The 13,796-nt window shown below is 63.8% G+C and carries 12 protein-coding genes; 9 read left to right on the top strand and 3 right to left on the bottom strand.

What is annotated here, in order from left to right; translation table 11 throughout:
- Positions 1-7 precede the first annotated feature (7 nt).
- The 3 genes from AO356_RS07115 to tldD all read left to right on the top strand — a co-directional run bounded on the left by AO356_RS07115 (position 8) and on the right by tldD (position 6,261).
- Positions 8-3,811, top strand: coding sequence for a YhdP family protein (locus tag AO356_RS07115; RefSeq protein ID WP_060739168.1), 3,804 nt, complete (start codon positions 8-10; stop codon positions 3,809-3,811).
- A gap of 138 nt (positions 3,812-3,949) precedes the next feature.
- A complete protein-coding gene (locus AO356_RS07110) occupies positions 3,950-4,813 on the top strand; it encodes a carbon-nitrogen hydrolase family protein (protein WP_060739167.1) in 864 nt (287 codons plus the stop codon).
- Positions 4,814-4,818: 5 nt separating this feature from the next.
- Positions 4,819-6,261 (top strand): metalloprotease TldD, encoded by a 1,443-nt coding sequence (gene tldD, locus AO356_RS07105; protein ID WP_060739166.1) that lies wholly within the window; start codon positions 4,819-4,821, stop codon positions 6,259-6,261.
- 158 nt (positions 6,262-6,419) lie between these two features.
- On the opposite strand, the gene yjgA is transcribed toward tldD, so the two are convergent.
- Entirely contained in the window at positions 6,420-6,944 is a 525-nt protein-coding gene (yjgA, locus tag AO356_RS07100) for a ribosome biogenesis factor YjgA (RefSeq protein ID WP_003197830.1), read from the bottom strand.
- Between the two features lie 108 nt (positions 6,945-7,052).
- Between yjgA and pmbA the strand changes: the two genes are divergently transcribed.
- From pmbA to AO356_RS07070, 6 genes are all read left to right on the top strand, one after another.
- The gene (pmbA, locus tag AO356_RS07095) at positions 7,053-8,399 is read left to right on the top strand and encodes a metalloprotease PmbA (protein ID WP_060739165.1); all 1,347 of its coding nucleotides are present in this window, start codon (positions 7,053-7,055) and stop codon (positions 8,397-8,399) included.
- Positions 8,400-8,679: 280 nt separating this feature from the next.
- Positions 8,680-9,075 (top strand): hypothetical protein, encoded by a 396-nt coding sequence (locus AO356_RS07090; RefSeq protein ID WP_053118468.1) that lies wholly within the window; start codon positions 8,680-8,682, stop codon positions 9,073-9,075.
- Positions 9,068-10,444 carry a class II fumarate hydratase gene (locus tag AO356_RS07085; protein WP_060739164.1) on the top strand — a complete coding sequence of 459 codons (1,377 nt, stop codon included), beginning with the start codon at positions 9,068-9,070 and terminating at the stop codon, positions 10,442-10,444. The genes AO356_RS07090 and AO356_RS07085 overlap by 8 nt, the downstream gene beginning before the upstream one ends.
- 27 nt (positions 10,445-10,471) lie before the next feature.
- Complete coding sequence (locus tag AO356_RS07080; protein ID WP_060739163.1) at positions 10,472-10,912, top strand: hypothetical protein; 441 nt, start codon at positions 10,472-10,474, stop codon at positions 10,910-10,912.
- Positions 10,913-10,914: 2 nt separating this feature from the next.
- Positions 10,915-11,538, top strand: coding sequence for a superoxide dismutase (locus AO356_RS07075; RefSeq protein WP_060739162.1), 624 nt, complete (start codon positions 10,915-10,917; stop codon positions 11,536-11,538).
- A gap of 19 nt (positions 11,539-11,557) precedes the next feature.
- A complete protein-coding gene (locus tag AO356_RS07070) occupies positions 11,558-12,448 on the top strand; it encodes a ZIP family metal transporter (RefSeq protein ID WP_060739161.1) in 891 nt (296 codons plus the stop codon).
- 197 nt (positions 12,449-12,645) lie between these two features.
- Here the strand turns inward: AO356_RS07070 and AO356_RS07065 are convergent, their stop codons facing one another.
- Together AO356_RS07065 and rapZ are read right to left on the bottom strand one after the other, a co-directional pair.
- Positions 12,646-12,921, bottom strand: a complete 276-nt coding sequence (locus AO356_RS07065; protein WP_060739160.1) for an HPr family phosphocarrier protein — start codon at positions 12,919-12,921, stop codon at positions 12,646-12,648.
- 15 nt (positions 12,922-12,936) lie between these two features.
- Positions 12,937-13,794 carry an RNase adapter RapZ gene (gene rapZ, locus AO356_RS07060; protein ID WP_018613998.1) on the bottom strand — a complete coding sequence of 286 codons (858 nt, stop codon included), beginning with the start codon at positions 13,792-13,794 and terminating at the stop codon, positions 12,937-12,939.
- Positions 13,795-13,796: the final 2 nt, after the last annotated feature.

The raw sequence follows: 13,796 nt of genomic DNA, 5'->3' as shown, positions 1-13,796 counted from the left end.
CACTGACATGGAGCGTCTGACACGCTTGATCGCGACGCTGACCCGTTGGGGGCTGGGGCTTTGCGCCCTGTTGCTGGTGTTGCTGGCGTTGTACGTCAGCCTCGGTCGCGAGCTGGTCCCGCTGGTGGCCGAATACCGCGCCGAGGTCGAGACCCGCGCGGGTGCCGCCTTGGGCATGCCTGTGCACATCGGTAGCCTGGACGGCAGTTGGGACGCTTTGGCACCGATCCTGGCGGCGCGCGACGTGGTGGTCGGCGAGGGCCCCAATGCCTTGCACCTGGACCAGGTGCGGGCCGTGCCTGACCTGTGGGGCAGCCTGCTGGCGCGTCAGGTGCGCATCGCCCACCTGGAAGTCAGTGGCCTGAAGATCAGCCTCAAGGAGGGCGCCGACGGCAAGTGGGCGCTGGAAGGCCTGCCGGTGAAGGACGAGCAGCCCCTCGATCCGCAGCAACTGCTCGAACGCATGCAAGTGGTCTCCAAGTTCTCGGTGCTCGATAGCCAGGTGACCTTGCAACCCGTCGAGCAACCGCCGCTGACCCTGACCTACGTCGGCTTGAGCCTGCGTACCGGCACCACCCGCCAGCGCCTGGACGCACGCCTGACCCTGCCTGACGGGCAGCCGGTGGCGATCAACCTGCGCACCCGCCTGCGCGCCAGCGACTGGAAGAACGGCCAGGCCGATGCCTATTTGAGCCTGCCGCAAAGCGACTGGTCCAAATGGCTGCCCAAACGCCTGACCCAGCAATGGAATTTCTCCCGGATCCAGGCCGGTGGTGAGTTCTGGCTCAGTTGGGGCGAGGGCACGGTGCAAAGCGCGGCCATGCGCCTGAACGCGCCGCAGCTCCAGGGCGCCTACGGCGAACGCAAGCCGGTACAGATTCACAACCTGGCCCTCAACGCTTATTTCCAGCGCGGTAGCCAAGGGTTCACCGCGACCTTCGATTCCCTGGCGATGAACCTGGGCGAGACCCGCTGGGAATCGCACCTGCAACTGCAACAAACCGCCGCCACCGAGCAGGCCGAGGAGCGTTGGCACCTGCAGGCCGATCGCCTCGACCTGACCCCGCTCACGCCTTTGCTCAATGCCCTGGCGCCGTTGCCCGAAGGCCTGGCCACGACGATTGATCGGCTCAAGGTGACCGGTGGCCTGCGCAACGTGCTGCTGGACTACCGGCCGCAGAACACCGGTGACCAGAAAGTCAGCTTCGCCACCAACCTGGACACCGTCGGCTTTGATGCCTATCGCGGCGCTCCGGCGGCGCGCAACGTCTCCGGGAGCCTGAGCGGCGACCTGGGCGGCGGCGAACTGCGCATGGACAGCAAGGACTTTTCCCTGCACCTGGACCCGATCTTCGCCAAGCCCTGGCAGTACTTGCAGGCCAATGCCCGGCTGACCTGGAAGCTCGACAAGCAAAGCTTCACCCTGATCGCGCCCTACCTGAAGGTGCTGGGCGAGGAAGGCCGGATTGCCGGCGACTTCCTGATTCGCCTGCATTTGGACCACAGCCAGGAAGACTACATGGACCTGCGGGTCGGCCTGGTGGACGGTGACGGGCGCTACACCGCCAAGTACCTGCCGGCGGTCCTCAGTCCGGCGCTGGATGAGTGGTTGCGCACGGCCATCGTCAAGGGCGCGGTGGACGAGGGTTTTTTCCAGTATCAAGGCTCGCTCAATCACGGTGCCGGGGACGCGGCGCGCAGCATCAGCCTGTTTTTCAAGGTGCACGACGCCGAACTGGCGTTCCAGCCGGGCTGGCCTTCGGTCAGCAAGGTCAGCGGCGATGTCTTCGTCGAAGACAGCGGCGTGCGCATCTATGCCAGCCAGGGGCAGTTGCTCGATACCCAGGTCAAGGATGTTTCGGTGAACATTCCCCATGTACCGACCGGCCAGAGCTCTCATCTGCTGCTGGACGGCGGGTTCGCCGGTGGGCTGGGCGATGGTTTGAAAATCCTCCAGAGCGCACCGATCGGGACCGCCGAGACGTTTGCCGGCTGGGAAGGCGAGGGCGACCTGAAAGGCAGCGTGAAGCTGGATATCCCGCTGGTCAAAGGCGAGCAACCGAAGATCCTGGTGGACTTTGCCACTGACCAGGCTCGTCTCAAGCTCAGCGAGCCGGCGCTGGAACTGACCCAGCTCAAGGGCGATTTCCGCTTCGACAGCAACAAGGGCCTGAGCGGCAAGGGCATCAGCGCCCGGGCATTCGACCGGCCCGTGACCGCGCAGATTTTCGCCGAGGGCCGTGCCGGTGCGCTCAACACGCGGGTCGCCGCGTCCGGGCAGGTGGAGATCAAGAAGCTCACCAGTTGGCTGAACGTCACCCAACCGTTGCCGGTATCGGGCGTCGTGCCCTACCAGTTGCAAGTGATCCTCGACGGCGCCGACAGCCAGTTGTCGGTCAGCTCCAGCCTCAAGGGCGTGGCCGTCGACCTGCCGGCCCCCTTCGGCATGGCCGCCGATGTCGGGCGTGACACGGTGTTTCGCATGACCCTGCAGGGGCCGGAGCGGCGTTATTGGGTCGATTATGGTGACCTGGCCAGCTTCACTTACGCCGCACCCAGCGGGAAAGTCGCTGACGGTCGCGGCGAGTTGCTGCTGGGCGCCGGCGATGCGGTGCTGCCTGGGGCCAAGGGGCTGCGACTGCGCGGCACATTGTCGGAGCTGGACGTAAGTCCCTGGCAGGACCTGGTGAACAAGTACGCCGGCCAGGATCCGGGTGGCAGTGCCAAGCAACTGCTCAGCAGCGTCGATCTGACCGTCGGCAAGCTCACGGCCATGGGCACCACCCTGGACCAGGCGTCGGTGCAACTGGATCGCAAGCCGAACGCCTGGGCCTTGCGGCTCGACAGCCAGCAGGCCAAAGGCAATGTCAGCCTGCCGGACGCCAAGGCCGCTCCGATTGGCATCAAGCTTGACTACGTTCGCCTGCCGGCCCCAGACCCGACGGTCCAGGCCGATGAAAACGCTCCGGACCCGTTGGCGTCGGTCGATCCCGGCAAGATCCCGGCGATGGATATCGCCATCGACCAATTGTTCCAGGGCCCTGACCTCATCGGCGCGTGGTCGTTGCAAGTGCGACCGACCGCCAAGGGCATCGCGCTGAACAACCTGGACATGGGCCTCAAGGGCATGGTGTTGAACGGCAGCGGCGGCTGGGAAGGTACCCCTGGCGCCACCAGCAGTTGGTACAAGGGACGGATCGGCGGCAAGAACCTGGGCGATGTGCTCAAGGGCTGGGGGTTCGCACCGAGCGTGACCAGCCAGGCCTTCCGCCTGGATGTCGATGGTCGCTGGCCCGGTTCGCCGGCGTGGGTCGCCACCAAGCGCTTCTCCGGCAGCCTCGACGCGTCGTTGACCAAGGGCCAGTTCGTCGAAGTCGAAGGCAGCGCCCAGGCGTTGCGGGTATTTGGCCTGTTGAACTTCAACTCCATCGGCCGACGCTTGCGCCTGGACTTCTCCGACCTGTTCGGCAAGGGCTTGAGCTACGACCGGGTCAAGGGACTGCTGGTGGCGAGCGACGGGGTGTACGTGACCCGCGAGCCCATTACCCTGACCGGGCCGTCGAGCAACCTGGAGCTCAATGGCACGCTGGACATGGTGGCCGACCGCGTCGACGCCAAGCTGCTGGTGACGTTGCCGGTGACCAACAACCTGCCGATCGCCGCGCTGATCGTCGGTGCACCGGCGGTGGGTGGGGCGTTGTTTCTGATCGACAAGCTGATTGGCGACCGCGTGGCGCGTTTTGCCAGCGTAAGATACGACGTCAAGGGGCCGTGGAAAGAGCCGAAGATCACCTTCGACAAGCCGTTCTGACAGACGATGGGATAACCCCTGTGGGAGCGAGCTTGCTCGCGATAGCGGTGTATCAGTCACATTTCCTTTGCTGATCCTGCGCTATCGCGAGCAAGCTCGCTCCCACAGGGGAATGATGCAAAAAATGAGGGAAGCTCCATGCCAGTCGCCGTGATTCAAATGGTCAGCCAAAGCGACGTGCTCGCCAACCTGGCCCGTGCCCGGGTGCTGCTGGAGCAGGCTGCCGCCGGCGGCGCGAGGCTGGCGGTGCTGCCGGAGAATTTCGCGGCGATGGGGCGACGGGACATTGCCGATATCGGTCGTGCCGAAGCCTTTGGTCAGGGACCGATCCTGCCGTGGTTGAAACAGGTCGCCCGTGACCTCAAGTTATGGATTGTGGCCGGCACGCTGCCGTTGCCGCCGGTGGACCAGCCCGAGGCCAGGTCCCATGCCTGTTCGTTGCTGGTCGACGACCAGGGCCAGATTGTGGCGCGCTACGACAAGCTGCACCTGTTCGATGTGGATGTGGCGGACAATCGCGGGCGCTATCGCGAGTCGGATGACTATGCTTATGGTGCCAACGTGGTGGTTGCCGATACTCCCGTCGGCCGGGTGGGCCTGACGGTTTGTTATGACTTGCGGTTCCCGGAGCTCTACAGCGAGCTGCGGGCGGCCGGGGCCGAGTTGATCACGGCACCGTCGGCGTTTACCGCGGTGACCGGCGCGGCCCATTGGGACGTGCTGATCCGCGCCCGGGCCATCGAGACCCAGTGCTACGTGCTGGCGGCCGCCCAGGGTGGCGTGCATCCGGGGCCTCGGGAAACCTTTGGCCATGCCGCGATTGTCGACCCATGGGGCCGCGTGCTGGCACAACAGGATCAAGGCGAGGCCGTGCTGGTGGCCGAGCGCGACAGCAGCGAACAAGCGTCCATCCGGGCGCGCATGCCGGTGGCCAGCCATCGGCGCTTTTTCTCGCAGGGCGCTCGACAGCGGCCTGTCCAAGACGACGAATTCAAGGCGTAAAACATATGAGCGGGTTGTTATCCTCAGTCAGTGAACACCTTTTAGCCCCTGGCGGCGTGACGCTTGAAAGCCTGCAAGGCGTGCTGGGCGACCTGGCCGGCCCGGGCATCGATGCCGCCGACCTGTATTTCCAAGGCCAGATTTCCGAGTCCTGGTCGCTGGAAGACGGCATCGTCAAGGAAGGCAGTTTCAACCTCGACCAGGGTGTGGGCGTGCGCGCCCAGTCCGGGGAAAAGACTGGTTTTGCCTACAGCAACGCCATCACCCTCGAAGCCCTCGGCGCTGCGGCCCGTGCGGCCCGCTCGATCTCCCGCGCCGGGCAGAATGGCACGGTCCAGGCGTTCACCAGCCAGGACGTTGCGCAGCTCTATGCCCCGGACAACCCGCTGGAAGTCATGAGCCGCGCCGAGAAAGTCGAATTGCTCAAGCGCATCGACGTCGCCACCCGCGCCCTCGACCCGCGCATCCAGCAGGTGTCGGTCAGCATGGCCGGGGTCTGGGAGCGGATCCTGGTGGCTTCCACCGACGGCGGCCTGGCGGCGGACGTACGGCCGCTGGTGCGCTTTAACGTCAGCGTGATCGTCGAACAGAACGGTCGTCGCGAGCGTGGCGGCCATGGCGGTGGCGGGCGCACCGATTACCGTTATTTCCTCAGTGAAGACCGCGCCATGGGCTACGCCCGTGAGGCGCTGCGCCAGGCCCTGGTCAACCTGGAAGCCATCCCGGCCCCGGCCGGCACATTGCCGGTGGTGCTCGGCTCCGGCTGGTCCGGTGTGCTGCTGCACGAAGCGGTGGGCCACGGTCTGGAAGGCGATTTCAACCGCAAGGGCAGTTCGGCCTACAGCGGGCGCATGGGGGAAATGGTCGCTTCGAAACTCTGCACCATCGTTGATGACGGCACCCTGGCCGGGCGTCGTGGCTCCCTGAGTGTCGACGATGAAGGCACGCCAACCGAATGCACCACGCTGATCGAAAACGGGGTGCTCAAGGGGTACATGCAGGACAAGCTCAACGCCCGGTTGATGGGCGTGGCCCGCACCGGCAACGGCCGTCGTGAGTCCTACGCGCACCTGCCGATGCCACGCATGACCAACACCTACATGTTGGGTGGCCAAAGCGACCCGGCGGAAATCATCGCCTCGGTGAAAAAAGGCATCTATTGCGCCAACCTCGGCGGCGGCCAAGTGGACATCACCAGCGGCAAGTTCGTGTTCTCCACCAGCGAGGCCTACCTGATCGAAGACGGCAAGATCACCGCGCCGGTCAAGGGTGCGACCCTGATCGGCAACGGGCCGGAGGCGATGAGCAAGGTGTCGATGGTCGGTAACGACCTGGCGCTGGACAGCGGGGTGGGGACGTGTGGCAAGGACGGGCAATCGGTGCCGGTGGGCGTCGGCCAGCCGACCCTGAAGATCGATGCGATTACCGTGGGTGGCACGGGCGCATGAAAATATTCAGGGGCTTGCGTGAATCACCGTGGCGAGGGAGCTTGCTCCCGCTGGGCTACGCAGTAGCCCCAATGCGGTCGCTACGCAACCGAGCGGGAGCAAGCTCCCTCGCCACGGTAATTGCTACCCCGGCAAGGGTTTGGTGAGCCAGTGAGCGATCAGCGCAAGCCGCGTTGAGTCTCGTCCAGCTCACGGATGTACTTGAAGATTTTACGGCTCGAAGCCGGTGGCTTGTTCTGCGCCAGTTCGTGCTGGGCCTGACGGATCAGGGAGCGCAATTGCTGGCGATCGGCCTCCGGGTAGTCGATGACGAATTTTTCCAGCACGCCGTCGTCGCCTGCGATCAAGCGATCGCGCCAGCGCTCCAGGTTGTGGAAGCGTTCGTTGTACTGCCGGGTGGAGGCATCGAGTTGATCGAGCAGCACCAGGATGGCGTCAGTGTCCTGATCGCGCATCAGTTTGCCGATGAATTGCAGGTGCCGTTTACGCGCGATATTCGCGGTGTGCTTGGGCGCATCGGCCAGGGCCCGACGCAAGGCGTCGGTCAAAGGCAATTTGGCCAGCAAGTCAGGCTTGAGTGTTGTCAGGCGCTCGCCGAGGTCAACCAGAGCATGCAGCTCGCGTTTGACCTGGGATTTGCTTTTTTCACCCTCGTAGAGGGAGTCGTCGTAAGAATCAACCATGGTGGCAGTCCGCAAAGAAACGCCGCCATGATAACCAGTCGGGGGCCGCTTGTCCGGCCCGGTCGCTCGATGGCCATCACCGAAAACAGAATTTGAGTGGAGAACACCATGAGTGCAGTTCAAAGCGTCGGCCCGCAAGCATTGCCGGCACTGCAGGAACAAGTCGAGCAGATCCTCGCCGAGGCCAAGCGACAAGGCGCCAGTGCGTGCGAGGTGGCGGTGTCCCTGGAGCAGGGCCTGTCGACGTCGGTACGCCAGCGCGAGGTGGAAACCGTCGAATTCAATCGCGACCAGGGCTTTGGCATCACCTTGTACGTGGGCCAGCGCAAAGGCTCGGCCAGCACGTCGGCCAGTGGCCCGGACGCTATTCGCGAAACCGTCGCCGCGGCACTGGCGATTGCCCAGCACACCTCCGAAGACGAAGCCTCGGGCCTGGCCGATGCCGCGCTGATGTGCAAGGAACTGCGGGACTTCGACCTGTTTCACGCCTGGGACATCACCCCTGAACAGGCCATCGAACAGGCACTGCGTTGCGAAGCGGCGGCGTTCGATGCCGACTCGCGGATCAAGAATGCCGACGGTACGACGCTAAATACCCACCAGGGCTGCCGCGTCTACGGCAACAGCCACGGTTTCATCGGCGGTTATGCATCGACCCGCCACAGCCTCAGTTGCGTCATGATCGCCGAAGCCAACGGCCAGATGCAGCGTGATTACTGGTACGACGTCAACCGTCAGGGCACCTTGTTGGCGGATCCGGTGAGCATCGGCCAGAAAGCCGCGCAACGGGCGGCCAGCCGCCTGGGTGCACGGCCGGTGCCGACCTGCGAAGTGCCAGTGCTGTTTTCTGCCGAGCTGGCCGGTGGCCTGTTCGGCAGCTTCCTGTCGGCGGTGTCTGGCGGCAACCTGTACCGCAAATCGTCGTTCCTCGAAGGCGCACTGGGCCAGAAACTGTTCCCGGAATGGATGACCATCGACGAGCGTCCGCACCTGATGCAGGCCATGGGCAGCTCGGCGTTCGATGGCGATGGCCTGGCCACCTATGCCAAGCCGTTCGTGGAAAAAGGCGAGCTGGTGTCCTACATCCTCGGCACCTATTCGGGGCGCAAACTCGGCATGCCGAGCACCGCCAATGCCGGTGGCGTGCATAACCTGTTCGTGACCCATGGCGAAGAAGACCAGGCCGCCCTGCTGCGGCGCATGGGCCGGGGCCTGCTGGTGACGGAACTGATGGGCCACGGCCTGAACATGGTCACCGGCGACTATTCCCGTGGCGCGGCGGGTTTCTGGGTCGAGAACGGCGAGATCCAGTTCCCGGTCCAGGAAGTCACCATCGCCGGGAACATGCGCGACATGTTCAAGCAGATCGTGGCCGTGGGGAATGACCTGGAACTGCGCAGCAACATCCGCACCGGCTCGGTACTGATCGAGCGGATGACGGTGGCGGGTAGCTGACCCTCAATCGCAGAAAAAAGGCGTGTCATCCATGGGGTGACGCGCCTTTTTTTATGTTCGCAGACCCCTGTGGCGAGGGAGCTTGCTCCCGCTCGGCTGCGCAGCAGCCGCAAAAATCTCAACAGCAGCGAAAGACGTGAAGGCCCTGGTAGACAGGGTCTGCTTCGCAGACCAGCGGGAGCAAGCTCCCTCACCACGGTGAATTTTGTACCGACTTACAGTTGTGTTGCTTCTTATTATCATCTAATAATGAATCTCATTCGCCGAGTGAGCCCCGGTCATGAGTTCTGCCCTGCACGAACAACCCTACCTTGAAAGCTGGCGCTGGATGAGCCGTCAGATCCGTTGCGCGATGAACCCGGACGAGCCGCGGTTGATCGAGCACTACCTGGCCGAGGGCCGCTATCTGGCCTGCTGCACCGCCACCTCGCCGTGGATGATCTCCGAAACCGCCTTCCGCCTGTTGCTCGACACCGCCTCGGATGTCGCGCTGCCCTGGCATTGGCGCAGCCTCTGCCTCGACCAGGCCTGGCGCCCCCTGCGTGACCTCGAACGCCAATCACTGTGCCGCTGCCGCCTCAAGCGCTGGCAGAGCCATGCCTGGGCGCTGGCGACCTGCGCCCTGGCGCCATCGATTCCCCTTATTGAACTGGTGCAAGGATCTCCCGATGAGTAATACCCGTATCGAACGCGACAGCATGGGCGAGCTGCAGGTCCCGGTGGACGCCCTCTATGGCGCCCAGACCCAGCGTGCCGTGGATAACTTCCCGGTCAGCGGCCAGCGCATGCCGGCGCAGTTCATCCGCGCCCTGATCCTGGCCAAGGCTGCGGCCGCCCGGGCCAACGTGGAGCTGGAACAGATCAGTGCGGCCCAGGGCAAGGCCATCGTCGATGCCGCCCTGGGGCTGCTCGAAGGCCGTTTCATGGATCATTTTCCGGTGGATATCTTCCAGACCGGCTCCGGCACCAGCTCCAACATGAACGCCAACGAAGTGATCGCCACCCTCGCCAGCGGCCTGCTGGGAGAGGCGATCAACCCGAACGACCATGTCAACTGCGGCCAGAGCAGCAACGACATCATCCCCACCAGCATTCATGTCAGCGCCGCGCTGGCCTTGCATGAGCAACTGCTGCCGGCGTTGTTGCACCTGGTGCAGGTGATCGAGCGCAAGGCCGAAGAAGTCCACCCGTTTATCAAGACGGGCCGCACCCACCTGATGGACGCCATGCCGGTGCGCCTGAGCCAGGTGCTCGACGGTTGGGCGCAACAGCTCAAGGCCAATATCGGCCACTTGCAGGACCTGCTGCCGAGCCTGCAATCCCTGGCCCAGGGCGGTACGGCGGTCGGCACTGGGGTCAATGCCCATCCACGCTTCGCCGAGTTGTTCAGCCAGCAACTGACGCAATTGACCCAGGTGCAATTCACCCCGGGCAAGAACCTGTTCGCGCTGATCGGCTCCCAGGACACCGCCGTGGCGGTTTCCGGGCAGCTCAAGACCACGGCCGTGTCGCTGATGAAAATCGCCAACGACCTGCGCTGGATGAACTCCGGGCCGCTGGCGGGCCTGGGCGAGATCGAACTCGAAGGCCTACAGCCGGGCTCCTCGATCATGCCCGGCAAGGTCAACCCGGTCATTCCTGAAGCCACTGCGATGGTCGCGGCCCAGGTGATCGGTAATGACACGGTGATCACCATTGCCGGTCAATCGGGCAACTTCGAATTGAACGTGATGTTGCCGATCATCGCCCAGAACCTGCTGAGCAGCATCGCCCTGATGTCCACCGCCAGCCGCTTGCTCGCGGACAAGGCCATCGCCACGTTCAAGGTCAACGAAGCCAGGCTCAAGGAGGCGTTGTCGCGCAATCCGATCCTGGTGACCGCGCTGAATCCGATCATCGGTTACCAGAAGGCCGCTGAAATCGCCAAGAAGGCTTATCAGCAAGGCCGACCAGTCATCGATGTCGCCCTGGAACACACCGACCTGTCTCGCAGCGAACTCGAAGTCCTGCTGGACCCGGAGAAGCTCACCGCTGGCGGCGTGTAACCCCGACACCTGTGTGGAGGACTCACCATGGAACACTGGAAACGTACGATCGAACGGGCCAATCGCTGTTTCATGCTGGGCGAGCTGGTGGATGCCCGCGAAGCCTACCTGCAAGCCCTGGCGCTGGCCCAAGTGTTGTTCGAGCGCTGGGCGGATGCCGACGAAGCGGTCGCTGCTTGCGTCGTCTCCCATCACAACCTGGCGGACCTGCACTTGCGCCTGAACCAGCCGGAGGAGAGCGCCGAATACTTGTGTGCGATCCACCAACGGTTGTTGCAGACGATGCAGGACGAACGCCTGGCTCCGGCCCTGCGCGCCGCCGCTCAGCGCCAGAGCCACAAGACCTACGTCGAACTGCTGAATTTCATCAGCGAGCACGGTGAGTACCCACGCACCCAGCGCCTGCTGCATTGCAATGCCGCTACGCCCCGGCAGCGCAATGCCCCTCTTCATCATGGAGTTCATTGAACATGGCTTTTACCTTGCCTGCATTGCCCTACGCCTACGACGCCCTGGAACCGCACATCGATGCGCAAACCATGGAGATCCACTACACCAAGCACCACCAGACCTACATCAATAACCTCAACGCGGCGGTGGACGGCACCGAATACGCCGGATGGCCCGTCGAAAAACTGGTGTCCAGCGTGGAGCAGTTGCCGCCCAGCCTGAAGGCGGCGGTGATCAACCAGGGCGGTGGCCATGCCAATCATTCGTTGTTCTGGGAGGTGATGACGCCCCAGGGCGGCGGCCTGCCCGAGGGCGCCCTGGCGGCCGCGATCGATGCGCAACTGGGTGGTATCGAGCGTTTCAAGGAAGCGTTCACCAAAGCGGCACTGACTCGTTTCGGCAGCGGCTGGGCGTGGTTGAGCGTGACCCCGCAAAAGACCCTGGTGGTGGAAAGCAGCGGCAACCAGGACAGTCCGCTGATGAATGGCAACACGCCGATTCTTGGCCTGGACGTCTGGGAGCATGCCTATTACCTGCGCTATCAGAACCGTCGTCCGGAATACATCAGCGCCTTCTACAACGTGATCAATTGGCCTGAAGTCGCCCGACGCTATCAGGCGGCGCTGGCGTCGAGTCCTTCATGAACACCCTCCAAGGCTGACTATGGATACTCAAACACTGGCGATTGGAAGCGGGCGGATGTTCCGCTATGCCTTGGGGTCATTGCTGCTGTTGGCCGGGATGACGTTGTTGGCGGCCCAGGGCCTGGCGTGGCTGGACCTGGAGCCCAGGCTGTTGCGAGCCCTTCAGGGCGGCGGACTTTGTGCCTTGGGCACCGCGCTGGGGGCCGTGCCGGTGCTGGTCATTCGGCGCATGCCCCAGGCCGTGAGCGATTCGCTGCTGGGCTTCGGTGCCGGAGTGATGCTCGCGGCCACGGCGTTTTCGCTGATCGTGCCGGGCATTGCCGCGGCCGAGCAGTTGGGATTCACGCCTTGGGCGGCCAGCGGCCTTATCTGCTTTGGCATTCTGTCGGGGGCGTTCGGGCTGTACCTGGTGGACCGCAAGGTTTCGGCCAGCCCCGAAAGGCTGGTGGCGGCACCGGGACGCCCGATCATTGCGCCGCGGATCTGGTTGTTCGTGTTCGCCATCATCGCCCACAACATTCCAGAAGGCATGGCGGTGGGCGTGTCGGCGGGCGGCGGCATGCCGGATGCCGACAGCCTGGCGATGGGCATCGCCTTGCAGGATGTCCCTGAAGGGCTGGTGATCGCACTGGTGCTGGCCACGGCGGGCATGTCGCGGGTCAGGGCGTTCCTGATTGGCGCGGCGTCAGGGTTGGTCGAGCCCGTGTTCGCGCTGCTGTGCGCCTGGTTGGTGAGCCTGGCCGAGATGCTCTTGCCCCTGGGCCTGGCGTTGGCGGCTGGGGCGATGCTGCTGGTGGTGACCCACGAAGTCATTCCCGAATCCCGCCGCAATGGTCACGAGAAACTGGCGAGCCTGGGGTTGTTGGTGGGGTTTTGCCTGATGATGGTGCTGGATACGGCGTTGGCGTGACAGCGAAGGCGTTGAGAACACCGACACCTGCGGAGAAGGGATTTATTATCTGTGGCGAGGGGATCAGTGGGAGCAAAGCTTGCTCGCGATACAGGCGCCTCGGTTTCGGAGTTGCCGAGTCGCCTCCATCGCGAGCAAGCTTTGCTCCCACAAAAAATCCCGTTGCCACAACAAGCTCGATTCGAGTCCTGGGGCCGTTATTCGCCTTCGTCGAAGTATCGGTTGATCAGGTCTACCAAGGCATTCATCGCTTCCTGCGCCTGATCCCCTTCAGTGCTCAGGTGGATCTTGGTGCCCTTGCCGGCGGCGAGCATCATCATTGCCATGATGCTTTTGCCATCGACCGTGGACTCCGGCGTGCGGCCGACCCTGATGGTGGTGTCCTTGAACTGTCCCGCGACTCCGACAAACTTGGCCGACGCTCGGGCATGCAAACCCAGCTTGTTGATGATTTCAATTTCCTGAGCAGGCATCGCGGTGTGAATCCTTTAGCTGAGGTCGCGGTGGCGAACCTGGACATTCTTCAGGGATTGTTGCAGGAGCTGACCCAGGCGTTCGGTCAGGTAGACGGAGCGGTGGTGACCGCCGGTACAGCCGATGGCGATCGTGACATAGGCGCGGTTGCTGGCGGCAAAGCGGGGTAGCCATTTGAGCAGGTAGCTGGAGATGTCCTGGTACATTTCCTCGACGTCCGGCTGTGCGGCCAGGTAGTCGATCACCGGCTGATCGAGCCCGGACTGCTCGCGCAGTTCCGGTTTCCAATAAGGGTTGGGCAGGCAACGCACATCGAACACCAGGTCGGCGTCTACCGGCATGCCACGCTTGAAGCCGAACGACTCCACCAGGAACGCCGTGCCCGGCTCCGGTTGGTTCAGCAGGCGCAGCTTGATCGTGTCGCGCAACTGATACAGGTTCAGGTGCGTGGTGTTGACCTTCAGGTCCGCCAGGTCGGCGATCGGCCCCAACAGCTGGCTTTCATCCTCGATGGCTTCGGCCAGGGAGCGGTTGGCGTTGCTCAACGGGTGACGCCGGCGGGTTTCGGAAAAACGCTTGAGCAGCGTCTCCTCATCGGCATCCAGGTACAACACATCGCATTGAATATGCCGGCTGCGCACTTCCTCGAGCAGTTCGGGAAAGCGCGACAGGTGGCTCGGCAGGTTGCGCGCATCGATGGACACCGCCACCAGCGGCTGCGCCAGCTCGGTGTGGATCAGGGCGCGCTCGGCCAGTTCCGGCAGCAGGCCGGCGGGCAGGTTGTCGATGCAATAGTAGCCGCTGTCCTCAAGCACGTTGAGGGCCGTGCTTTTACCGGAGCCGGAGCGGCCACTGACGATGATCATGCGCATGT

Source organism: Pseudomonas fluorescens (assembly GCF_001307275.1).
In the GTDB taxonomy this organism is placed as follows: domain Bacteria; phylum Pseudomonadota; class Gammaproteobacteria; order Pseudomonadales; family Pseudomonadaceae; genus Aquipseudomonas; species Aquipseudomonas fluorescens_AA.
This window is presented reverse-complemented; position numbering and strand designations above follow the sequence as displayed.